At 33.9% G+C, this 23,712-nt stretch carries 19 protein-coding genes and 1 pseudogene; 15 read left to right on the top strand and 5 right to left on the bottom strand.

Annotation, left to right across the window (positions count from 1 at the left end; genetic code table 11):
• Positions 1-133: 133 nt before the first annotated feature.
• Complete coding sequence (locus ACFWM3_RS16775; RefSeq protein ID WP_390312177.1) at positions 134-2,635, top strand: transglycosylase domain-containing protein; 2,502 nt, start codon at positions 134-136, stop codon at positions 2,633-2,635.
• Positions 2,636-2,707: 72 nt separating this feature from the next.
• Complete coding sequence (locus ACFWM3_RS16770; protein ID WP_390312176.1) at positions 2,708-3,184, top strand: hypothetical protein; 477 nt, start codon at positions 2,708-2,710, stop codon at positions 3,182-3,184.
• Positions 3,185-3,232: 48 nt separating this feature from the next.
• Here the strand turns inward: ACFWM3_RS16770 and ACFWM3_RS16765 are convergent, their stop codons facing one another.
• On the bottom strand, positions 3,233-5,086 hold the full coding sequence (locus ACFWM3_RS16765; protein WP_390312175.1) for a hypothetical protein: 1,854 nt from the start codon (positions 5,084-5,086) through the stop codon (positions 3,233-3,235).
• A 121-nt stretch (positions 5,087-5,207) separates the two neighbouring features.
• Between ACFWM3_RS16765 and ACFWM3_RS16760 the strand changes: the two genes are divergently transcribed.
• From ACFWM3_RS16760 to ACFWM3_RS16730, 7 genes are all read left to right on the top strand, one after another.
• Positions 5,208-6,209 (top strand): glycosyltransferase family 2 protein, encoded by a 1,002-nt coding sequence (locus tag ACFWM3_RS16760; RefSeq protein ID WP_390312193.1) that lies wholly within the window; start codon positions 5,208-5,210, stop codon positions 6,207-6,209.
• A 175-nt stretch (positions 6,210-6,384) separates the two neighbouring features.
• Positions 6,385-7,119, top strand: coding sequence for a hypothetical protein (locus ACFWM3_RS16755; protein WP_056465775.1), 735 nt, complete (start codon positions 6,385-6,387; stop codon positions 7,117-7,119).
• Positions 7,120-7,127: 8 nt separating this feature from the next.
• Entirely contained in the window at positions 7,128-8,810 is a 1,683-nt protein-coding gene (locus ACFWM3_RS16750; RefSeq protein WP_390312174.1) for a vWA domain-containing protein, read from the top strand.
• Between the two features lie 19 nt (positions 8,811-8,829).
• Positions 8,830-9,978, top strand: coding sequence for a toxic anion resistance protein (locus ACFWM3_RS16745; protein WP_390312173.1), 1,149 nt, complete (start codon positions 8,830-8,832; stop codon positions 9,976-9,978).
• A 141-nt stretch (positions 9,979-10,119) separates the two neighbouring features.
• A complete protein-coding gene (locus tag ACFWM3_RS16740; protein ID WP_390312172.1) occupies positions 10,120-12,486 on the top strand; it encodes a xanthine dehydrogenase family protein molybdopterin-binding subunit in 2,367 nt (788 codons plus the stop codon).
• Positions 12,486-13,325, top strand: a complete 840-nt coding sequence (locus tag ACFWM3_RS16735) for an FAD binding domain-containing protein (RefSeq protein ID WP_390312171.1) — start codon at positions 12,486-12,488, stop codon at positions 13,323-13,325. Before ACFWM3_RS16740 ends, ACFWM3_RS16735 begins: the two co-directional genes overlap by 1 nt.
• Positions 13,322-13,798 carry a (2Fe-2S)-binding protein gene (locus tag ACFWM3_RS16730; protein ID WP_390312170.1) on the top strand — a complete coding sequence of 159 codons (477 nt, stop codon included), beginning with the start codon at positions 13,322-13,324 and terminating at the stop codon, positions 13,796-13,798. Before ACFWM3_RS16735 ends, ACFWM3_RS16730 begins: the two co-directional genes overlap by 4 nt.
• Before the next feature lie 172 nt (positions 13,799-13,970).
• Here ACFWM3_RS16730 and ACFWM3_RS16725 read toward each other — a convergent pair whose 3' ends face one another.
• Complete coding sequence (locus ACFWM3_RS16725; RefSeq protein ID WP_390312169.1) at positions 13,971-14,201, bottom strand: hypothetical protein; 231 nt, start codon at positions 14,199-14,201, stop codon at positions 13,971-13,973.
• 99 nt (positions 14,202-14,300) lie between these two features.
• The gene (locus ACFWM3_RS16720; protein WP_390312168.1) at positions 14,301-15,197 is read right to left on the bottom strand and encodes an AraC family transcriptional regulator; all 897 of its coding nucleotides are present in this window, start codon (positions 15,195-15,197) and stop codon (positions 14,301-14,303) included.
• A gap of 199 nt (positions 15,198-15,396) precedes the next feature.
• Between ACFWM3_RS16720 and ACFWM3_RS16715 the strand changes: the two genes are divergently transcribed.
• Both ACFWM3_RS16715 and ACFWM3_RS16710 read left to right on the top strand, forming a co-directional pair.
• On the top strand, positions 15,397-16,266 hold the full coding sequence (locus ACFWM3_RS16715) for a Cof-type HAD-IIB family hydrolase (protein WP_390312167.1): 870 nt from the start codon (positions 15,397-15,399) through the stop codon (positions 16,264-16,266).
• Positions 16,267-16,408: 142 nt separating this feature from the next.
• Positions 16,409-17,629, top strand: coding sequence for a sugar efflux transporter (locus ACFWM3_RS16710; RefSeq protein WP_390312166.1), 1,221 nt, complete (start codon positions 16,409-16,411; stop codon positions 17,627-17,629).
• Positions 17,630-18,010: 381 nt separating this feature from the next.
• Here the strand turns inward: ACFWM3_RS16710 and ACFWM3_RS16705 are convergent, their stop codons facing one another.
• A complete protein-coding gene (locus ACFWM3_RS16705) occupies positions 18,011-19,576 on the bottom strand; it encodes a sigma-54 interaction domain-containing protein (protein ID WP_390312165.1) in 1,566 nt (521 codons plus the stop codon).
• A gap of 183 nt (positions 19,577-19,759) precedes the next feature.
• Here ACFWM3_RS16705 and ACFWM3_RS16700 point away from each other — a divergent pair.
• The 4 genes and pseudogenes from ACFWM3_RS16700 to ACFWM3_RS16685 form a co-directional block, all read left to right on the top strand.
• Positions 19,760-19,939: pseudogene (locus ACFWM3_RS16700) on the top strand (L-glutamate gamma-semialdehyde dehydrogenase); the annotation flags it as partial.
• A gap of 32 nt (positions 19,940-19,971) precedes the next feature.
• Entirely contained in the window at positions 19,972-20,958 is a 987-nt protein-coding gene (locus tag ACFWM3_RS16695) for a proline dehydrogenase family protein (RefSeq protein ID WP_056465760.1), read from the top strand.
• Positions 20,959-20,992: 34 nt separating this feature from the next.
• Positions 20,993-21,103: a nucleotide-binding domain-containing protein gene (locus ACFWM3_RS16690; protein ID WP_390312164.1), complete on the top strand. Its 111-nt coding sequence runs from the start codon at positions 20,993-20,995 to the stop codon at positions 21,101-21,103.
• Between the two features lie 463 nt (positions 21,104-21,566).
• On the top strand, positions 21,567-22,046 hold the full coding sequence (locus ACFWM3_RS16685; RefSeq protein ID WP_056465758.1) for a GNAT family N-acetyltransferase: 480 nt from the start codon (positions 21,567-21,569) through the stop codon (positions 22,044-22,046).
• Positions 22,047-22,128: 82 nt separating this feature from the next.
• Here ACFWM3_RS16685 and ACFWM3_RS16680 read toward each other — a convergent pair whose 3' ends face one another.
• Entirely contained in the window at positions 22,129-23,526 is a 1,398-nt protein-coding gene (locus tag ACFWM3_RS16680; RefSeq protein WP_390312163.1) for an aminotransferase-like domain-containing protein, read from the bottom strand.
• Positions 23,527-23,712 lie beyond the last annotated feature (186 nt).

The following is a 23,712-nucleotide window of genomic DNA, read 5'->3' as shown; positions in this document are numbered from 1 at the left end:
ATTTAGAAAGATATTCTTCAGTACATGAAAGTAGAGCGTGTAGAAAATACTACTATTTATAAAATGATTTAAATAAAAAGTATAATTTTTGCCCTAAAAAGCTCTATTTTACTAAAAAGGCAGGCGAACTAAGATGGCAGATGAATACCGTTCGCGAGAGGAACGTAAACGGCTGGAAAAGCCTTCAAAAATTTCCGATAAGTCTGAAGGCTTGTGGAAAAAAATTACTGTAACATTATTATCAATCGTAATTGTTTTCATACTGATTGGTGTAGGAATATTTTCATATTTAGTTAGTGGAGCACCTGCTCTAGATGAATCAAAACTCAAAGTACCGTTATCTTCTACTATTGTTGATAAAGATGGTAAAGTTGTAGCCGAATTAGGTAGAGAACAACGAACAAAGGTGTCCTATAATGAAATTCCTAAAGTTGTAGAAGACGCATTTATTGCTACTGAAGATGTGCGGTTTTATAAGCATAAAGGAGTTGACATCCGACGGGTATTCGGTGCTGTTTTAGCGAATATAACTGGAGGTTTTGGCTCGCAAGGTGGAAGTACAATCACCCAGCAAGTAGTAAAAAACTCATTTTTATCTTCTCAAAAAACCATAAAGCGGAAAGTTCAAGAAATGTACTTGGCTTTTAAATTAGAACAAAGATACTCAAAACATCAAATATTAGAAATGTATCTAAATAAAGTATACTTTTCGAATGGTCTTAAAGGGCGAGGGGTTTATGGTGTAGCCAAAGCTTGTGAAACTTATTTTAGTAAAGATTTATCAAAAATTACACTACCAGAAGCAGCTACATTAGCAGGAATGGTGAAAAGTCCAAATAACTATAATCCTGCAAGGCACCCTATTGAGTCACAAAACCGTAGAAATACTGTTTTAAGTCAAATGAAAAAATATGGTTATATTACAGAGGCACAATATACAAATGCAAAAGCAATTTCAATGAAATCATTAGTAAAAGTTCATGAATCTGGTGGTACAAAATACAATTCATTTATTGATGTAGTCGTAAATGAAGTAGAAAAAAACAGTGATGCAAATGTTTATACTGATGGACTAACAATTGAAACAACATTAGATCCTAAAGCCCAAGATACAGCAGATGAAATATTAAGTAGAGGAAAAAGCTTCTATCCCAGTGATGAATTTCAAACTGGATTTGTATTATTAGATACGAAAACGGGTGAAATTCGAGCAGTCGGTGCTGGAAGAAATACAAGTACTGGCGGTTTAAACTTCGCTACTGATATAAAAAGACAGCCGGGATCTTCAATTAAACCTGTACTAGATTACGGCCCAGCTATTCAGTATTTAAAATGGTCAACTTATCATCAAATTCTTGACGAGCCTTATAGTTATTCGAATGGTACACCTATTAGAAACTGGGATCGAAAATATAAAGGTGATATTTCAATTCGATTAGCATTAGTTGATTCACGAAATATTCCTGCATTAAAGACTTTCCAGGCAGTAGGAGCCGATCGTTCTAGAGAATTTGGGAATGGTTTAGGGTTTAATTTTTCGAAAAATACATATTATGAATCTTATTCGATAGGTGGATTCACAGGTGTATCAGCGATGGAGATGGCAGGAGCATATGCTGCCTTTGGTAATGGTGGAATCTATAATAAGCCACACTCCGTTAAAAAAATTATTTACCCTGATAATACTGAAAAAGTATTTTCAACTGAGCCTAAACAAGTAATGAGTGATTATACTGCATATATGATAACAGATATGCTTCGAGATGTAGTAAAAACACCACTTGGTACTGGTAAAAGAGCTAATGTACCAGGTCTTGATATGGCAGGTAAAACAGGTACGACAAACTACTCTGATGAAGTAAAACAAAAATACGGATTTCCGGATAACGCAACTCGTGATAGTTGGTTTATAGGATATTCTTCTGATGTTACAATGGCTGTTTGGACAGGGTATGAAAAAAATAAAAAGAATAATTTTCTTGGTAAAGGTTCAACGAATATTGCAAAATTCATTGCAAGGGATATGTTAGCTGCTAATGGAGATCGAAACGCAATATTTAGAAAGCCTTCATCAGTTGAAGAAATTCGAAATGAATTATACATTCGCGGAGAAAAAGTAGATGATATTCCTAAAGATATTGTGATTGAGTCTGTAAAAAATGTTAAGGCAAACTATGACCCAGTTACAAGTAATATCTCATTAAATTGGACGTATCCAGCAAATCTGCTTCAAAAAACGTCTTTTGAAGTAAGTTATACTGTAAACGGTGCAGCGGGACAAACTCAAAAAATTCAGGGTACAGCAACAAGTATTAATGGAATTGTCCCTGGAGATATTGTGAAAATAACAATTATTGCTGCGAATCCTCAAGGTAAGAGTGGACCTGTTACAGTTACCGTTGATTTATCTTCAACTGAACAACCAACGACACCACCAGCAAATGAAGGTGGACAAGGAACTGGCACTGGAACAGGAAATGGACAGGGAACTGGAAATGAGCAAGGGAATGGAACTGGAACCGGGACAGGTACAGGAGAAGGTACGAAGCCAGGTGAACAAACGCCGGGTACAGGAAACGAAAGTGGAGATAATACTGTTAATCCAATTGTTCCTAATCCAACTAATCCACATTAAATTTAAATTTAAAACGCATTGAGAATGGATCAATGCGTTTTTTCAAGTGAATAGTGTTAAAGGAGTTTTAAAATGGAAGATAAATTAAGTATTAATATTTTTTTAAAAGAGTCGGATAATCCATTTGCAAGTTATTATAGCCATGACTATTTACACTTAAGCTCTGAATTAGAAGATTTTATATTATCTAAATTACATAATGCTAAAAGAAAAAATATCGAGCTACTATTTGATGGTCAAACTGAATTTGATGAAAATGTCTTAAAAACAGCGACTGTGAACTCTTTTACTAATCTTATGAAAACTGATGAACGGATTTATGCTAGAAATATTAAAAAGTCCATTATTTTATTTGTGCTTGGTATTATCATTGGATTGTTCTACTTAAAGCTTCAAAAAAGTCATGCCTATATTGGAGGAATATTAAGCATTGTATGTTGGGTTTTTATTTGGTCAGGTACAGAAGTATATTTCTTTGAAAACTTGCAAATCAAACAAAAGATTAAAAAATGTAAGAACATTCTTCAAGCAAATATTTACAAAAAATAAGAATGCTAATGCCCCCGAAAAAAAATCGGGGGCATTAATTTGATTTGGTTATTTAATTGGATCTGCTTTTAGAAAAGTATCTTTCAAGATGAAGTATGATTTTTTTAGACGTTCATGATATCTAGGCTTATCCCATTTTTTCCAAGTATAAGAATAAAAATCATCCATTAAAAGTTTTCCATTTTTTTGTCTAACAGTTGAATAGGATAGTTCCTTATTTGATTCAGTTGGACGATAAGTAACAATAGCTACTTGAATTTTTTTTATATTTTTCTTGCTTTCTAATCCACCTTTCCATATATCCCCCATTATTTCACGTGTACTTGGATCTCTTACATTTAATAATTGCCAAGGGATACGGATTTCTAATACATGATCTTTCTTGTTGTGGGATAGATCAGTTAAAGAGTTAAAATCTTTATGAAGTGGGTTTCCATCTCCGAACATTAATTTACCTGTTTCATAAAACTCCAAAGGCAAATTTACAGATTTCCCGTTTAAATTTGGAATAACTAGTGGTCGATTTAATCCAAGCATGACTTTATGATAGAGGCCATTATCTTTCACATTTACATTCGGTTCAATTGGCGCGTAATGTAAAAGATTGGCGTATTCATAATAAAATGGATCATAATAGCTATCGACAAGAACACGAGAATCATTAGGTCCATTTAAGTCAATTACAAAATCAATTCCATTTTCAGTTTTAACCGACTTGTTATTTGGAAGTTGATGTTGACCTTGTCCTTGAATAGTATCAAGTAAAAGCATAACTCCTGTTTTAGACCAATCAAAAGGTTGTTTAGTTTTTTCAAAATTTAAGAGGAAATTAATTGATCGCTCGTCGCTAGACATTGACCAATTCTTTAATTTCCGTTCGTTGTCGTTTTGATCAAGAGTATTAATAAAATTAGCATTTTTCATATTAGCTGATTTGATTTTATTTTTTTTCCAATCACTTGAGTCACCATCTACAGAAATGACATGTTTTGAACTGTTAGGATCAAAAGATAGTAAACCAAATTGCTGTTCGCTTGTTTGTACATTTGACCAAAATGGTCGGCGTTCAGGATCATCTAATTCCATATTATTCCATGTTCGTTTAAACCATTCATCTTGCCACGAAAATACAATTCCACCTGCCATTCCCTCAAATTGAATATCTTCGAAAAGATTAGCAGTAATTTGTCCTTGCTCTGTTTCATTATGAAACCCTTGGTTCCATCCATAACGATTTCGATGAGTCATACCTCTAGAAGATGGTACCCCAAATTCTGAAATTAAAACTGGCATAGTATGTACTTTCCTTAGATTATTTAAATATCCAGCATAACTATTCTTCTTACCTCGGGAATCAATATAATTCGTATAAGCTAGTTCATAATTTAAAAATTCCGGGTAATATGGGTATACATGATATGAAGCAAAGTATCCAGGATATAATGTTGACTTTGGAATGACATGATTCGGATCTAATGAAACCATATCTTCATTTTCCATTGGTTCATTTGGATGATGAATTGGATCGGTAGTTACCCAATTCGCAAAACTAATTGGACGTTGCCATGCATATTTTTCTGTTTCATATTTCACGGTATCATCTAATATACCTGCAAGCCAAACTTCAAATGGAGTCGCATTATTTGTTTGAAAGTACTGGCCATTAAAGTCAACATTATCTTTATGTTTATCATTTGTCGATTTCATCATATTTGGGTCCCACTCAATACCTAAAATCCATCCAATAACGTATTCTGAAATATTTGAATGATATTGACCCGAAGCGTGACCTAGTTTTTGAGGGATGTTCGCTTTCCCATGAATTACATCAACAGATTGCCTTATATCATTTTGAAACTCTTTAGTTAGGCTCTCATTGTAAATATCCCCTAATGAATTCATTTTTTCCTCATTAATCCAAACACCGTGAATTAAATAAAGTGGTTGTTTAGCTTTTTGATTATACTCAGATAGTGCATCATAAAAAGCAGGAGGATGAAGGGTATATGTATATCAATCAGAAATTTATCCCTTCGTATTTCTAATTGATAAAGAAAATGGTGGAAAAGCTGATGCATTAAATGCTGGAATTAATTTTAGTAAGTATCCTTATTTTGCTTCTATTGATGGCGATACAATCCTTGATTCTGACTCATTCATTAAAATTATGAAACCGATTATTGAAAATACAGATGACGAAATACTTGCTACTGGTGGGAACGTGTTAATTGCAAATGGAAGTAAAACCTCGCTTGGAAAAGTAAATGAAATGCTTCTATCGAAAAATCCACTTGTAGTAATGCAGGTTATCGAATATATGAGAGCTTTTTTAATTGGACGAATTGGACTTAGTAATAAGAATTTATTATTGATAATATCTGGAGCATTTGGTGTATTTAAAAAGTCAAGAGTCATTCAAGTAGGAGGCTATTTAACGAATACGATTGGTGAAGATATGGAACTCGTAGTTCGTCTTCACCGTAAAAACATTGAAGAAAATTGGGGAGCAAAAATCGAGTATGTAGCCGATCCAGTTTGTTATACTGAAGCACCAGATTCATTCAAATATTTAAAAAACCAAAGAGTAAGATGGCACCGTGGATTATTTGAAAGTTTGTGGGCTCATCGTAAAATGATTTTTAATAAAAATTACAGTTCAATCGGATTTATTGCAATGCCATATTTTTTCTTCGTTGAATTTTTAGGCCCAATTATTGAGTTTTTAGGTTATGTTTCATTAATCATAAACATCACTATGCACAATATAAATATTTTGTACTCCTTTGCGTTTTTAATCCTCATGATCATCTATGGCTCATTCTTCTCCGTTAGTGCAGTTTTATTAGAAGAATGGCGCTTAGAAAAATATAAAAAAATTAGTGAGTTAAACCGTTTATTTTTCTATTCGTTGACAGAAGCAATTTGGTATCGTCCAATTTTGACCTATTGGCGTGTAGTAGCAATAATCAGCATATTCTTAGGGCAAAAAAAAGGTTGGGGAGAAATGAAGAGAAAAGGTGTTTAACTTTATTAATCGATCAAAAAGACCGTTTAGCGGTCTTTTTTTGTTTGTTGAAAAGTATCATAAGTAAAAATATTAAGTCAAGTCATTATTTCTGCAATTTTATAAACTAAAAAATCAGAATGATAAATATAAATGAGTAATAGAGCATAAATAGAGTATAGCGGAGGAGTGAAGAATGACAAAAGGATTAAAATTAGTGGGGCTAGTCGCTTTTATTGCGATTTTAAATGTGATTTTATTCTCTCCAGGTTTAATCGGAATTCAATTAATTAATGCGAGTGCATTTCAAACTGCATTTGGGGTATCGTTCATAATAGCGAGTTTGTTAGTACTTCTATTTAATCTGTTTCAACTTTATTTCAAGCCAGTTAAAGAAAAGTCAATTAAGCAGCTAAAAACAAATGAAGATTTCGTTTTTGCTTTAAGTCGATATAAAAATAGTAAAGTACTAAAAGAAGATATTATTACTTCAATTGAGCAAATCGAGAGAATGAAAAAGAAAAAAGGCGTATTTTATAACTTATTAACAGATCGATTTTCTCCAACAGAAATTACATACAACAAGTTTGCATCTGTTGTGGACGAGGTTGAAACATTATTTTATTTAAGAATAAGAAACATCATAAACAAAATCAGTACTTTTGATGAATTTGATTATAAAAAAATAAAGGGGAAAGACGGATCACGATACTCTAAGTCATTAATTCAAGAGAAAACAAATCTTTATAATGAATATTTCAAATTCATAAAAAGAGCAATTGAAATGAATGAAGAGATTCTTGTCAATATTGATAAATTAATTTTAGAAATTTCAAGACTAGATGAAATAGGAATCGATGATATTGAAAAAATGGAATGTATGAAAGAAATCGATACGTTAATTCAACAAACAAAATATTATAGGCAATGAATGAAAGGATGATAAAAATGAGGAAGTTTCTTTTTGCATCTATTGCAGTAATCGTTGTAGTTTTTCTTCTTGTCTATATTGGAATCAATATGACTTCAGGGCATAAAGTTGTAAAAATTACTGATAAAAATAAAAATCAGCAATTAGCTAAAATGATTTCAAAAATAAATATATCAAAAGCAAAACCAATTAAAGGTCAAATTGACTTAAGTACCGCTGATGTCGCAAGTGAACTCCCTGATATTTCTAAATTTCCTGTATCTGTAGACAATACGACTGATCGTTTTGTTGAAATTTTTTCATCTACTGAAAAATCAAGTGACGGGAAAAATGGTTGGTTAAACGAAGTTGCAAATAAGTTTAATGATGCAAAATTCAATCTAAATGGTCAGCAAGTATCTGTCAAAATTAGAAACATTGCATCTGGTACTGCAACGGATTTTATTAAATCTGGTAAATATGTTCCTGATGCCTTTACACCTTCAAATGAACTTTGGGGTCAAATGATTACAGCAAGTGGTGTTAAAACAGAAACGGTATCGTCGCGATTAGTTGGAAATGTTCCTGGAATTGTCATTTCACGGTCAAAATATAATGAGTTAATGAAAAAGTATAGTAAAGTCGATCCGAAAACCGTTATTGAAGCAATGACAAAAAATGAACTATCAATGGGATATACTGACCCATTTACGAGTTCAACTGGATTAAATTTTTTAGTAACGACTTTAAATTCATTTGATTCAAATGATGTACTTAGTGCTACTGCTGTAAAAGGATTTGAAAGCTTTCAAGCAAATGTACCGTTCACAGCATCTACGACTCTACAAATGAGTGATGCAGCGGAATCTGGCGTTCTAGATGCCTTTGTCCTTGAATATCAAACCTTTGTTAATTCACCTGATTTAAAAAATAGTTATGAATTTATTCCATTTGGGGTGCGCCACGACAGTCCACTTTATGCTTTAGGGAATTTATCAAAAGAGAAAATGGATATTTTGAAAAAATTTGCTGAATTTACTAGTCAAAATAACCTTCAATCACTTGCGAAACAGGATGGGTTTAATGGGTTGAACAATTACAAATCAGAGCTTAAAACGATTGATGGGGATACTTTAACTGCTGCACAGAAACTTTGGAAAGGAAAGAAAAATACTTCAAATCCAATTGCTGCGGTTTTTGTTGCAGATGTTTCAGGTAGTATGGATGGTAAACCTTTAAATGAGCTAAAAGAATCATTACTTAAAGGTCAAAAATATTTAGGAAGAGATAATAGTATTGGCTTAATCTCATACTCTGCGGATGTGACGATCAATCTTCCAATAGCGAAATATGATGCAAATCAACAGTCAAAATTTGTTGGTGCGGTATCTAGCCTCGATGCAAGCGGAGATACAGCAACAAATGATGGAATCCTTGTTGCAATAAATATGCTAAAAGAAGAAATGAAAAAAAATCCAAATGTAAGACCGCTCATTTTTGTCCTTACCGATGGTGAGACCAATCATGGGAATTCATTGAAGAATGTAAAAGGAATCATAAAAGCATATAAAATTCCAATTTATACGATTGGTTATAACGCTAATATTAAAGCGCTTGAAAGTATTTCGAATATAAACGAAGCTGCAAATATTAATGCTGATTCAGATGACGTAATCTATAAAATTCGTAATCTATTTAATGTTCAACTTTAATTAGTAGGAGGATTTAAGAATGTCATTTTCTATGCAAGTTGTAAATGAAGAGGAAATTAAGGCAGTAATAGAAGAGCAAGTAAAGCCTGTACCTGAGGAATTAATCAAATTAAAGGCAACAGCGGATGCAAATGTAGCGATGATTATGGAGTTAGACACTGTTTCAAAGGAAACGTACGAAAAACGAAAGGAAATTCTCCAATCAATTGAATCATTTGGATTACAGACGATGAAATCTTCTTCGAATAAAAATTCGCTTCTAAAAGTTTCACTTGGTCAACTTGCTAAAAGTGGAGACGAAGGAGGGCAAGTTGCAAAAGGATTAGCAGACCTCCAAGTTCAATTAAAGGATTTAGATCCAAGTGTAATTAATTTTACCAAGTCTGGTTTTTTTGGTAAGTTATTTAATCCGATTCGTTCATATTTTCAGAGATTTGAAAAAGCAGATGTAGCAATCGCAGATATCGTAAATTCACTTGATAAGGGGAAAAAAATTCTTGAAAATGATAACACGACATTAGAGCATGAACAACTATCACTTCGTATGCTTTCAAAAACGCTAGAAAAGGAAATCCAACTTGGAACATTAATGGATGAGTCAATTGAAAATCAAATTGAAAAAGCAAAAGTCGAAGGGGAAGATCAAGAAAAAATTAAATTCATCTCAGAGGAAGTTCTTTATCCGTTAAGACAACGAGTCATGGACCTACAGCAAATGTTAGTCGTCAATCACCAAGGAGATATGTCTTATGAGGTTGTGATTCGGAATAATCGTGAATTAATTCGAGGTGTGGAACGTGCAAAAACGGTAACGATTTCAGCACTGAATACAGCAGTAACTGTAGCAAGTGCTCTATATAATCAAAAAATTGTTTTGCAAAAAATCACTGCTTTAAATCAAACAACAAATACTATTATTGAAGGTACTTCTCGATTATTAAAGGAACAAGGAGTTGCAATCCAAAAGCAAGCGATGGAGTCAGCGGTTTCTGTTGAAACACTAAAAACCTCTTTCACTAACGTCATATCCGCATTTGAATCAATTAGTACATTTAAACAAGAAGCTTTGCCAAAAATGCGTCAAACAATCCTACAATTTCAAGAATTAGCCGAAGTCGGTTCTAGGCAGATTCAAAAACTTGAAAAAGGGGATCGAATCGGTTTATAGAAGATACTGGAAAAAGATATGTAGGAAGTAACATATCTTTTTTCGATTTAACTTTTCTCTACCATTCATACTACATGTTCTTAGTTCTAATCAAGTACAAAGATTAATAGGATTCTATAGTGGTAAAAAGGAGGGGAAAGTGTGAAGCAGTATAGAGTTATTGGGAAAAGTGTTCCTAAAAAAGAAAGCTGGGATAAGGTATCCGGACGAGTTAAATATATTGATGATGTTCAAGAGGTTGGTACACTACATGCCAAACTGGTAACGAGTACCCATGCCCATGCAAAAATAGGTGATATCGATACAAAGGAAGCATGGAAGGTCAAAGGTGTACGTATGATCATTACGGGAAAAGACTATCCGCTTCTTATAGGTACAACGATAAAGGATCGACCGTTGCTTGCATTTGAAAAAGTCCGTTACTACGGAGAGCCAATTGCTATGGTAATAGCAGATACGGAAGCTATCGCAATAAAAGCATCTACTCTAATCTGTGTTCAATACGAACCCCTTCCTGTCGTAAATTCACCAGAAGCAGCATTTCAAAAGGATGCTCCCCTCGTACATGAAAATGTTGAACAATATTTAATTGACGAGTCATCAGGATTAACAGGTACGTCTGGTGGGATTCAGCCTATACCTGGTACAAATATAGCAAACATACAGGGTATCCGAAAAGGGAATATTGATCGGGGCTTTGCTAATTGTGACGTCATTGTCGAAGAAGTTTTTTCATTTAATCAATCTGATCATACAGCAATCGAGACGAGATGTGCGGATGTAGAAATTAAAAAGACCGGGGAGGTTATTATTCACTCAGCCTCACAAGAACCATTTGAAATGAAAGACTTAATTAGTGAAACGTTCAATATTGAAGAAGGGAAAGTACTTGTTAATATCCCGTTAGTCGGGGGTTCATTTGGTGCTAAAACAAGTGTGCAATTAGAACCACTAGCATATGTAGCCTCTAAAGCAGTTGGGGGAAGAAGAGTTAGGCTTCGTAATAGTCGTGAGGAAGATATCGTTACATCTCCAGTTCATATCGGATTACATGCAACAGTTAAGATGGGGTGTACAAATGACGGTAAATTACAAGCTCTAAAACTCTTTTTTTTATTTGACGGTGGCGCATATGCAGAAAGGTCTGTACCTATTACGAAGGCAGCAGCATTTGACAGTACTGGACCATATAAAATAAATAACGTTTGGTGTGATTCATTATGTATGTATACAAATCATCCATATGTAACTGATTTCCGAGGATTTGGACGTACTGAAGCTGCTTTTGGGGTAGAACGAACGATGGATATAATGGCTAAAAAACTCGGGATGGACCCTTTAGAATTTCGTCTATTAAATGCGATTCAGCCAGGAGACACATCACCAACACAAGTACTTTTGAACAAAAGTAATCTAGGAGATATAACTGAATGTTTGTTACAGTTAAAGGAACTAATGAATTGGGATAGAGGACAACGTATTGAAATTTCGGATCGGTTTGTACGTACAAAAGGAATTAGTTGTGCATGGAAGAATGGGGATCCACCTCCTGGTGTTGGAGCGGGGACAATTTTAACTTTTAACAAAGATGGAAGTATAAATATCATAAGCGCTGCTGTAGAAATTGGGCAAGGTACTAAAACCGTATTAACTCAAATGGTTGCTGAAAAAATGAACATGTCCGAAGATGAAGTGTTTATTCAAATGGAAGTAAAGACCCAGGATTCTCCTGATAATTGGGAAACTGCTGCTAGTCGTACAACATTTATGTCTGGAAATGCAGTGCTTAAAGCATGTGATGATGCCATTAGACAATTAAAAAGGACTGCATCAATTGTCCTTAAAGTTCCAAAAGATGAATTAGAGGTGGCTAATAAAAAAGTTTTTAAAAGAACGGACCCATCTGTTTCAATCGATTTTTCTGAGATTGCGCTTGGATATATTTATCCTAATGGTAAAGTAGCTGGAAATCAAGTTGTTGGAAGAGGGACATATATGATTCCAGGCTTAACAGAAATGAATCCGGTTACTGGAAAAGGTGTTCAAGGACCTGAGTGGGGTGTGGTAGCACAAGGTGTGGAGGTTGAATTTGACAAAAGGGACAATACTTTTAAATTATTAAGAGCTGTTACTGTTTCAGATGCAGGTCAAATTTTAAATTATAAAGGCGCAGAGACACAAATAACAGGCGCGATGAATATGGGACTTAGCTTTGCGACGAGAGAAGGATTTATTTTTGATGACGAAGGTAAAGTGTTAACGACACAATTTCGTTCGTATAAAGTTATGCATTTTGGAGAACAACCAGAGTATATTGTTCGATTCGTTGAAAACCCAGTAAAAGGTGCACCATATGGATCCCGAGGTCTTGGTGAACACGGTTTAATGGGTATGCCTTCAGCGGTAGCAAATAGTTTATCTCTTGCTGCTAATGTTTCACTACAAAAGTTGCCCCTAACTCCAGAGTTTATTTGGAAATCAAGGCTAGAAGCTGGGGAGGTGCATTAATGCTCCACTTCAATTTTGATTATTATCGACCTTCTACGATTAAAGAAGCAGTTGATTTATTTGTTAAACTCGATAAAAAAGGAAAGAAACCTATTTATTTTAGCGGTGGAACGGAAGTAACAACTTTAGGGAGATTAAATCTGATTCATACGAAGGCAGTAATCGATGTAAAAGGAATTCCTGAATGTAATGCCCTAGAAATTAAGGAGAATTCAGTGGTCGTTGGAGCAGCCCATACATTAACAAGAGTATTTGAATCGAAAATTTTCCCTCTACTTGGTGAGGCTTGTGTTCGAATTGCTGATCGAACTTCGAGGAATCAAATTACTTTTGGTGGTAACCTTGCCAGTGACATCATCTATCGTGAGGCAATTCTTCCATTACTTCTTTCTAATAGTACATTAGTGATTGCAGGTATTGATGGAGTCAAAGAGTACCCAGTAGAAGAAATTTTTAATGAAAAACTACGCTTAAAGCGGGGAGAGTTTTTAGTTCAAACCAAATCTGATGGAATATATAGAAAATTCCCTTTCTTTATTGATAAAAAAAGGAAAAGTGAAAAGGTAGATTATCCTCTTATAACACTTGAATTATTAAAAGTTAATCGCTCATACCGGTTAGCAATTAGTGGATTATGTGCGTATCCATTTCGTTCTTATGAGATGGAGCAAGCTTTAAATAACACGAATTTATCAGCCCTGGAGCGGATTAATCAGGCCATTCTTGCAATTCCAGCCCCGGTCATAAGTGATATACGTGGCTCTAGGGATTATCGTATTTTTGTCTTAAAGAACTTACTTCTAGATGGATTAGTTTATTTGGGAGGAGTGAGAGCGTGATACAGAAATTGAATCTTGATATAAACGGAGAACAGCGAACGGCGTCTATTAGAATGGCCGATACGCTTTTAGATGTTTTAAGGGAAAAACTCGACCTAACAGGAGCAAAACGTGGTTGTGAAAACGGTGATTGCGGGGCTTGTACGGTAATAGCTGACGGTTTACCAGTAAAAACATGTATGATGTTAGCGGTTGATGCTGTAGGAAAGAAACTTACCACAATTGAAGGCTTACACGATGATCCAATGCAGCGTGCTTTTGTGGAAAAATGGGCTTTTCAATGCGGGTATTGTACTTCGGGGTTTATCTTAAACGCTCATGCACTCGTAACTGAGCATCCTGACGCAACTGAAGAGGTTATAGAAGAATGGCTTAGTTCAAATATATGTCGTTGCACTAGTTACCAGGAAATAAAAGAAGCGGTATTATCGGTTTTAAACGAACAACGGGGTAGACCAAGAAATAGACTCTAGCAAAATACTTTACTCTTAAAATATTGCTTAATATGTTATATCTTATATTGGGAAATTATGGTTCATTGAACGAGATTTCATATTTTGAATGATACTTAGTTTATTAAAAAAGCCTCCGTTAATAAAAACGCAGGCTTTTACATATTTTTAGAATTCAGTTAAAAAAAGGTTTTTAACATTTTTTGAAATAAATTGGAATCGTTCCAATGGGCGTGATTTGGTACGGAATAGGGTTCAAAACAACTGGTACAGGAGGCAGATTGGTAATAACACTTTTCCGATTCTTATGACGAGAACCTTTAACACTTACTTTTACATCTTCACTATTCGATTCATTTTTATGAATGTTTCTTTCATAATTTGGACCAAATAAAAAATCATCAAACTTATTATTTAAAACCATTTTAACACTCCTAAATTCAAATTTTCGTTTGTATATCTAATATATACAAATTTGGGATTAATGAATGGGCACGTTAGGAGTGCATCTTTATTGGTAAAATTATTTCGCTCGCATTCGCTTAAGATCTTCTTTTGGAGGAAAACCAAATAATCGAGAGTATTCTCTACTAAACTGGGATGGACTCTCGTACCCTACTCGGAATGCTACTTCTGCTGCATCCGAAGACTCGGATAGTAATAAAAGCCGTGCTTCCTGCAATCTTAAATGTTTCTGAAATTGTAGAGGACTCATTGCAGTTACATCTTTAAAGTGTCTATGTAGGGAAGAAACACTCATATTTGCTATTTCTGCAAGTTCTTCAATTCGTAAAGACTTGTAAAAATTCGCTTTAATTTGTTCAATAACTTCCCTTATTCGATTAGTAGTGCTACCTTCGATGGCGATTTGTTGCAATATACTCCCATTGTGTCCACGCAATACTCTATATAGAATTTCTTTTGTAAAAATAGGTGCAAGTATTGGAATATCTTCAGGCGAATCTATTAAACGGGCCAATCTAATCACTGCATCTAGGATCGAACCCTCTAATTCATTGACAAATATCGCTCGTTTTGCATTTTCCTTTGAATTAGTGGGGATTTCTGTATCAGTTAAAATTTCTAAAATTTGATTTGGATTAAATTCAATTTTTAAAGCTAGATATGGAGTGGTTGGTGTAGCTTCAATAACTTGGCCTGTAACAGGTAAATCAACGGATGCAACTAAAAAATTTCCAGGGCCATACTTAAAACTTTCATCTCCTAGTAACAATTCCTTTACACCAGAAACAACTATACAGAGAGATGGCTTATAGACCCTGTATTTTGGATCAGTAATATTTGACTCTCGTATGAAAAATAACGAGTTAATTGAGGTCTCATTAACACCTTCACGACTAGTATTGCGATCAATAATTTGGATTAGTTCGCTTAGATAAGAAACGTTAATTTCAGACATATAGTCCTCCTTGCTGATTTTATATTAAAAAAACATAAAAATTTTCCATAGGATATGTAAAAGTGAGAGGATTAGGCAATCATTTAGGAGGAATGAGTTAACGAACTCTGCTTATTTTAATGCATACTTAATTATATCAAACATATCATCAAAACTATAACAATATCAAAATATAGAACCCATAAAGGGAGAGATTCATATGAAACTAATTGCTTTAGATTTGGATGGTACTACACTCAACTCAAATAAAATAATAAGTGAGGAAACGTTAAGCGCGATTAAAAGAGCTGAGGCAGCAGGACATATCGTTATGATTTTATCAGGTCGTTCACCAAGTTCAGTAAGCGATGAGCTTTCAAAGTATGGCTTAAATTGTCCAGTTGGGGGGCATAACGGGACGGCATTATATGTGAACGGAGAATTAATTGAACTAAATTCAATTGGGAAATCTCAAATACAAAAAATTGCCTTAGAAGTTGAGAGAGAAGAATTACCGTACAATGTTTCTACAAATAAGGGAATATTTGCCCCAAGTAATTGGGATAAACGATTTGAACTAGTTGTTTCATCCGGGCGAGTTCCTAAAGATTACTTCACAAATAGACACTACAAAATGTTTACCACACCACCAAATGTATATGGACATTCGTTTTTTAACAAAGTTCAAGAAATAATTGATAATGAGGATTATACGATTCAAAAGTTTCTTATTTTAACCCTTGATCCAAAACAAATGGAGCGAATTGAAAAAAAATTAAGATTCATAGATGAGACTTTTGTTACTAGTTCTTCTCCTTTTAATCTCGAGATTACACATATGAATGGAAATAAGGGGTATGGTTTAAAAGCAATGGCATCCTATTTTCAGATACCATTAGAGAATACAGTAGCTATTGGAGATGAAAAAAATGATCTACCGATGTTTAATATAGCCGGCTTATCAATAGCCATGGGGAATGCTGAAGAAGAAGTAAAGCTCGCATGTGATCTTGTCACATTAAGCAATGATGAAAATGGTGTTGCATATGCATTCGAAAAATATATTTTTAATAAGTCGAATGTACTATAATAGTTAAGGAATCTTAATACATCCAAATAAGTAACGTTTTCCTTGGTTAAATTAATGGTGCATCTTAATTTATCCAAGGGTGTTTTTATTTGTCTATTTTAACTAATCGATTAAAATATAGAATGGTAAGGGGGAGTGAATATTGGTTAGTCGGATAAAAGATCTATTTGCTATTAAAGGGTATAGTTTGTTTGTCATATGTTTATTATTTGTAGGGATTGGACTTTCAATTACAACTCCTTATTTATCACTGTATAGTACAAAATATATCGGGATGAGTTCTGGAGCATTTGGTATCTTCATGGCAGTGATTTCATTAAGTGGTGTTTTAGTAAATACATTTATTGCTGAACGATCTGATCGAGGGATTGACAGAAAATGGATTATAATGATTGCGATGATTTCATCAGCAATAGGTTATGCATCTTATTTAATATTTCATAACTACTTTTTATTATTAGTTTTCGTTGCTTTATTTAATGGATTAGGCGCAGCGGCCATGCCACAAATTTTTGCATCCGCGCAGGAATCAGCAAATGCAAGTTTATCTAAGGATAAGACTTTAGCCTTATCAACTTTACGCTCGCTCGTTTCTTTAGGATTTTTAATTGGACCATTAATAGGAACAATAATTCTAAGAGCAAAAGGTTATCATGGACTTTTTTGGGGAACATCTAGCATTTATGTAATGATTACAATTCTAGTATTCTTCTTTTTAGAAAAGAGAAAGCCAGTTCAGAACAATCTAAAAAAGAAAAGTAAGACTAAAGTCACATCAGCTAAACGTAAACAGCTTAGACTACCAGTTATTGCTTTTATCTTATTATTTGCAGTTAGTTCGATTAATTGGATCAACACACCTCTTTTTATCGTCAATGAGCTACATGGTACTAATACTGATGTTGGATTAGTCGTAAGTATATGTGCAGGCTTGGAAATTCCAATCATGTTAGTGCTGGGTGTACTTTCTAAAAAAATATCGAATCATGCTTTGATGATCTACGGTTGCTTTATTGGGTTACTCTATTATTTAATCTTAAGCATATCAACTCATACTTGGGAGTTAATCGTTGCACAGCTTCTACAAGCAACATATATTGCGATTGTTATGGGTAATGGTATAAGCTATTTTAACGACCTACTACCTAATTCACCCGGCTTTTCTGCATCGATTTATGCGAATTGCTCGACCATCGGAAGTTTAGTAGGAAATTTAGGCGGAGGTCTGTTTGCACAATTAGCAGGGTTTCGAAATGTTTATTTACTTTGTATATTGTTTGTAATTTGTTCACTTTTTATATTATGGAAATCAAAAAACAATGTGGAAATGGAAATAGCGACAATTCAAAGTCAGTCTGTGTAGTTGAAGAGTTCACAAAATATATAAAAGTTTGTGTATTAACGCGTGCAAAAACGAGCTATTACTGTAGCTCGTTTTTTTCTATTTTGGCAAAAAGAATTAAGATGATACAGGAAAAGTTAGGAAATAACAATTTGAAAGGCTTCTTGAATGAAGTTAGGGCTCAAAGTGGTTAACACATCATAACTGAGTCTGCAGAATATTTACTTAGAGACGCTCAATATTTGTTATCACAACAATAATTTGTACAAAAAGATAGCATAGTGATTTAAAGGATATTCAATTTAATAGGGTAGAGGTGGAAGTGCTACGTCACTGTTTGAAAAAAGTGATCGCTAAATTTCTATTGGGCGATCACTTTTTTTTGTTAAAAATTACATCTCATTATAACTGCCCATATTTCTTCATTTTGTTATAAAGTGTCACCCTGGAAATACCAAGCATTTTTGCAGCAGCTGATTTATTTCCATATGTTACTTTTAGGGCATGTATTATTAGTGACTTTTCATCCCCTTCGTGTAATTCTGCTTCTCCGAGAATAGGCGATTGAGAATTTATGTGTCTTTTAAAAAATTCATTTGGCAATTGTTCAGATTTGATTATATTATCATCTGTAAATATCATTACTCGCTCAATTATATTTCTTAGCTGCCTGATATTGCCGTTCCAAGGAAAATGCATGAATGTTACCATCACTTCCGGAGAAATGACTGGAACCGGCTTCCGGTATTTGATGGAAAACTCTTTTAAAAATAATTGGACAAGTTCAGGAAGGTCTTCCTTTCTGTCTCTGAGGGGCGGGATAGGGATCGTAACCACATTTAACCGATAATATAAATCTTCACGAAATAAACCTTCTTCCACCATTTTCTCCAAATCCCGGTTAGTTGCTGAAAGAATTCGTACATCTATTGGAATAGGTTGGTTTCCGCCAACTCGATAGTATTGTTTCTCCTGCAAGACACGCAGCAATTTTACTTGAAGCTCTAATGGCATTTCTCCAATTTCATCGAGAAATAATGTTCCACCCTTTGCTGTCCCTATTTTTCCTAGCTTCCCTTCTTTTATTGCCCCTGTAAATGCACCTTTTTCATAACCAAATAATTCACTTTCAAAAAGCGCCGAGGGAATGGCCCCGCAGTTAAGATCAACAAATGGTCCATTTGAACGGGGACTTGCTTTGTGAATAGCCTGTGCAAACAATTCCTTACCAACACCGCTCTCACCAGTAATCACGACGGTTGCATCTGTATGGGCGACTTTCTTGGACAAAGAGATGGAAGTTTTTATCGCTTGGCTTCTTCCCTTTATTTTGTGGAAAGGATCGATAATATCCTTGTACCCAATCTGATTTTCCAAATCTTGAATATACGCAGTAGTAGATGTAAGTTCATTATTTAGTTTTACAATTTCTGTAATATCACTTTCAACGGAAATCCCCCCTACCACCTTATCCCTGATGAATATTGGTAAGGTGTTAATTAATACATGGACATCTTCCTGCGGCTGGTTATAATGCCGAATAACCCCTTTTCCTTCCTTCATTGTGGACATTAAAACTACAGAATCCTCTTTAAAGCGATTCGTAATTTTAGAGCCAATCATTTCTTCAGCAGAAGTTTTGTACAAATCTTCTGCCTTAGGATTCCATGCAACAACTTTTCCATCGCTGTCTACTATTGTAATGGCATTATCTACCGCACGCAGAAGCGTCTGATAAACACCTGAAAGCTTTTGCCAATCTTGAAAAATAGCATTTATTAATGTAGTAAAGGGGACCCTGCGCACTTGCCTTCCAGCTTCATCAACAAGAACAATATCTTGGTCTAGAACTATTTCTTCAACCTCTGAGAGCAAGGTGTCGACAGAGAATTGTTTTATTTTTTCTGTATGAATCTCCGCGTCTAAAGGAAGGGAGATGGACAGAAGTGAAACTTTTTCTTTTAACATAACCAATCACCTTATCATTGTTTAATTGTGTTTACAAAAGTGTTTATATTTTACACTCTGTTTACACTTTTGTAAACATTTGGTTTACACAATTTTCGAAAAAATCAAGTATAAAGTAGTTTTTTAAGTTGGCACAAAAATTGCATTTAAATAAAGCAACAAAGGATTTGAGGGGGGAAAAACATGCTATCTTATAAACACGAACCTTTTACAGACTTTTCAAAAGAGGAGAATATAAACGCGTTTAATCAAGCATTAAATCTTGTAAACTCACAGCTTAGGAAAGAATATCCCCTAATAATTGGCGGGGAAAAAATTATAACGGATCACAAAATAACATCATTTAACCCTGCTAATAAAGATTTAGGTAGCAGGAAAATATAGGAGGAATCAATATGATATTGAAAGATTTTTTTATGGCTCTATCACAAAACCAAATTCTTAACAGTGCCGCTAAAAAGTATGGTTTAAAAATGGGGGCGCAAAGTGTTGTAGCTGGTACAAATATTGAAGAAGTAATTAAAAGCATTAAAGAGCTAAATAAACATGGGATCTCATGTACGGTCGATAACTTAGGGGAATTTGTCTTTAAAAAGGAAGAAGCAATTCAGGCTAGAGAACAAATTCTGAAAGTCATCGAAGCTATTCATAAGAATAAAGTAGATGCACATATCTCGTTAAAACCGACTCAATTGGGCTTGGACATTGAGTACTCTTTTTGTTTGAGTAATTTAAAGGAAATTGTTCACCAGGCACATCAATATGGGATTTTTGTTAATATTGATATGGAAGATTATGGACACTTAAAGCCTTCGTTTGATCTTTTAGATGAGCTTTCTTTGGAGTATGATAATGTAGGGACCGTTATCCAGGCATACTTCTATCAATCACAAGAAAATCTCGAAAAGTATAAAGATTTTCGCCTTCGTATTGTAAAAGGTGCATATAAAGAGCCTGAGGAATATGCGTACCAGGACAAGAAAGATATTGATAAAAACTTTATAAAGTTGATAGAATGGCACTTGTTAAATGGAAAATTCACTTCTATTGCAACACATGACCACAAAATCATCCAACATGTTAAAGATTTTGTAAAAAGAAATAATATTCCGAACGATAAATTTGAAATCCAAATGCTGTATGGCTTCAGAAAAGACCTTCAGTTGAAACTAGCAAGTGAAGGCTGCAATTTCTGCACTTATGTGCCATTTGGAAAAGATTGGTACGGTTACTTTATGCGTCGGCTTGCGGAAAGACCACAAAACTTAAACCTTGTAGCAAAACAGGTCTTTAATAAAAAAAACAACACCATGATTGGCTTAGCGGTCGGTGCCTTTACATTAGGAAGATTATCTAAAGTAAACAAGAAAAAACAGAAATAATAAAAAAATAAAGCGTTCATAATTTAAAGCGAAGTTGGCTGAATTCACAACAACAACAAACTTGCATGAATTTCATTGTGATCATTATGTAGAGTGCTATATTGTAAAAAATGGTGAATGTGTAGCAAGAGATCATAACCAGTAACAATCTATTAAATAATAAAACTAGTGATCGAGTTCCCCTGTTTTTTACAATTAATTTGTATTCGTTTTTGTTTAATGAGGTGATTTTATTACCATCTTTTCTTAATTAATTTATACTAGAATAGGTATTTCTCAGTGTTCAAACATAGCTTTTCTTATCGAGCTAACGCTAGCATTATTTCAATAAGATCGTAAAAGGACTGTCAAAATTTAGACAGTCCTTTTTCAAATATTAAATTTCAAGATTTTACTTTAACAGAACCTTGATAAAAGAATGGAACTTAGTGAGAAAAATTTATTCCAGCTTATTTCATTTCATCTAAATGCGTTTTCTAATTGTGCAACAAAACTATCGTCCTATTTTCATAGTCTGACGATCAAAAAAGGATATTTCTGATATGAAATTGAATACTTAATGGGGACTTTAAGCTTAAAAATTATTCAAATGAAAAGGATGATCTAATTTGACTTTAAATTTAACACTTATGAATAATCAAGATTTTCAGAGGTTCCTAGAAATAGCAACCGTGAATTTTGCGAATGATAAAGTGAAAAATGGAAGTTGGAAAGAAGAAACAGCTTTAGGACAATCTAAGGCAGCTTTTCAATCTTTATTGCCAGAAGGTGAAAATACTGAAAATAACTATTTGAAAAACATCGTTTTAAACGAAGAAACGATTGGCTATATTTGGTATTCTATTAATTTAAAACAAGAGGCAAATTATGCTTATTTATATGAAATTCTTATTTATCCAGAATATAGAGGTCAGGGATTCGGTAAAGAATCGATGAGTAAGTGTATAAAAGAAATTAATGAATTAGGAGTAGATGACGTATGTCTACACGTTTTTGGTCATAATCAAGGAGCATTGAACCTCTATCAACAACTTGGATTTGAGATTACTGATTATAACTTAAAGGTTAGTTCTTCTCGCTTTAAATAAATATAAAAGTATAAATTAATAGTCTGAAAGGAGCTGATTGTCATTCAGCTCCTTTTTTTCAAACGCATTTGTTGTATCGCAATTATTTCATCTGTTTGTCGAGATATTGAGCTAGAACATTCAATCCAGAATCTAAATCATCTAAAGAATGGGTAGATGAAAGTGCAATACGTAAATACTTTTCAGAAGAAGATTGTCCACTTAGAAAACGATCAGAATGAAATACACGTACACCTAGTTTTTTTAAATCCGCTTCTAAGTTTACCCCAGTACTATTTCCATGAATAGGAAGCCAACGGTAAAAACTAAGCGGATGACCAAACTTATTTACAGGGAAATAGGATGTATAAATTTTGTTTACAGTTTCAGCTAACTGTTTCTTTTGTTGAACGATTTCATGCGCTTTTCCTGATAAGATCAGTTCAGTAATTACTTCAACATCAAGAGATGATGTTTTTACGTTAAGATTAAAAATAGCTTTTAGAATTTTTTCGCGTAATGTATCCCCAAAAACCAAGTAAGCAACTCTTAATCCAGAACAGATGGACTTTGATGTACCACAAATATATACGCTTTGTTCAGGAAGTAGGTTATACATTGGTTGTTTGTAATCAGATATTACTCCCGCAGTGATAAATGCATGTATATCATCTTCGATTAAAATTAAACGATGCTTCCTTATTACAGAAGCTAATTCAAGTTTTCGAAAGTCAGATATCATTATAGTGGTTGGGTTACTACAAGAAGGCATTAGGAATATGCCATGTATATTTAATTGGCTACATTGCTTTTCAAGTTCATCTGGCAACATGCCAAATTGGTCGGAATGAATAGGGATTAATTGAATGTGAAGCGTTTTGGCTAACTCTATAAAATTCGAAAAGGTGTAAAAGTCTGTTGCAATACGATTACCTGGCTCAAATAAACTAGCTAAAGCAATGACCAAAGCGTTTTGAGTACCAGATACAATCGCTAAATTATCTTGAGCAGCTTTAATGCCGAAAGCTTCCATCCAGTTTAGTGCAGCTGCCTTGTGATGTGGGATTCCGGTAGGATCATTGTAATTTAATAATTGATCTAAATAACTTTTACTGACTACTTTCTGAATTGCTTCAGTCACAATACTATTCGTTTGTTCAAAAGAAGCCACAAAGCCAAGATCAATACTATTTGCTGTTTTATCTGTTGAAATGGTTATTGAATGGGCAGCATTTGGAGCAACAAAAGTTCCACTTCCTGTAATCGCATAGATTAAACCTTTTATTTCACATATTTTATAGGCCCTAGTAATTGTCGTGAAATTTAAGTCAAGAAAATCCGCTAATTCTCGTTGCGGTGGTAACTTTGTACCGGGAGCTAGAAAGCCATTAAGAATATCTTGTTCAAGTTGCAGCGCAATGGAATTATAAAAAGGACGTTTTAAAGTCATTTTGTCGGGTTTCCAAGACATTGGGTAATTATCAAATGAATTTACTGGCATACTAGCATAGTTCACCTCTAATCTTTAATTCCATACAATTATATCATTTTTGTATGGAAATCTAAAAATACAAATCTATTCATAACTGAGCAGATAGTTGGTAAACACTCTTTAATTTGTACTTGATTTAATTTTTAGAAAATTGTAATCCATACAATTATTTCATTTTTTGTATGGATTCTGTAT

Origin of the sequence: Gottfriedia sp. NPDC058432, from assembly GCF_042721555.1 — a bacterium.
In the GTDB taxonomy this organism is placed as follows: Bacteria; Bacillota; Bacilli; order Bacillales; family Bacillaceae_G; genus Gottfriedia.
The sequence above is the reverse complement of the archived record's forward strand: the minus strand, read 5'-3'. Positions and strand labels throughout refer to the sequence as shown.

Excerpts from the sequence above, each read along its gene's own strand:
- ACFWM3_RS16775 (WP_390312177.1), top strand. The coding sequence starts at position 134 with ATGGCAGATGAATACCGTTCGCGAGAGGAACGTAAACGGCTGGAAAAG.
- ACFWM3_RS16770 (WP_390312176.1), top strand. The coding sequence starts at position 2,708 with ATGGAAGATAAATTAAGTATTAATATTTTTTTAAAAGAGTCGGATAAT.
- ACFWM3_RS16765 (WP_390312175.1), bottom strand. The coding sequence starts at position 5,086 with ATGAATTCATTAGGGGATATTTACAATGAGAGCCTAACTAAAGAGTTT.
- ACFWM3_RS16755 (WP_056465775.1), top strand. The coding sequence starts at position 6,385 with ATGACAAAAGGATTAAAATTAGTGGGGCTAGTCGCTTTTATTGCGATT.
- ACFWM3_RS16750 (WP_390312174.1), top strand. The coding sequence starts at position 7,128 with ATGATAAAAATGAGGAAGTTTCTTTTTGCATCTATTGCAGTAATCGTT.
- ACFWM3_RS16745 (WP_390312173.1), top strand. The coding sequence starts at position 8,830 with ATGTCATTTTCTATGCAAGTTGTAAATGAAGAGGAAATTAAGGCAGTA.
- ACFWM3_RS16735 (WP_390312171.1), top strand. The coding sequence starts at position 12,486 with ATGCTCCACTTCAATTTTGATTATTATCGACCTTCTACGATTAAAGAA.
- ACFWM3_RS16725 (WP_390312169.1), bottom strand. The coding sequence starts at position 14,201 with ATGGTTTTAAATAATAAGTTTGATGATTTTTTATTTGGTCCAAATTAT.
- ACFWM3_RS16720 (WP_390312168.1), bottom strand. The coding sequence starts at position 15,197 with ATGTCTGAAATTAACGTTTCTTATCTAAGCGAACTAATCCAAATTATT.
- ACFWM3_RS16715 (WP_390312167.1), top strand. The coding sequence starts at position 15,397 with ATGAAACTAATTGCTTTAGATTTGGATGGTACTACACTCAACTCAAAT.
- ACFWM3_RS16705 (WP_390312165.1), bottom strand. The coding sequence starts at position 19,576 with ATGTTAAAAGAAAAAGTTTCACTTCTGTCCATCTCCCTTCCTTTAGAC.
- ACFWM3_RS16695 (WP_056465760.1), top strand. The coding sequence starts at position 19,972 with ATGATATTGAAAGATTTTTTTATGGCTCTATCACAAAACCAAATTCTT.
- ACFWM3_RS16680 (WP_390312163.1), bottom strand. The coding sequence starts at position 23,526 with ATGCCAGTAAATTCATTTGATAATTACCCAATGTCTTGGAAACCCGAC.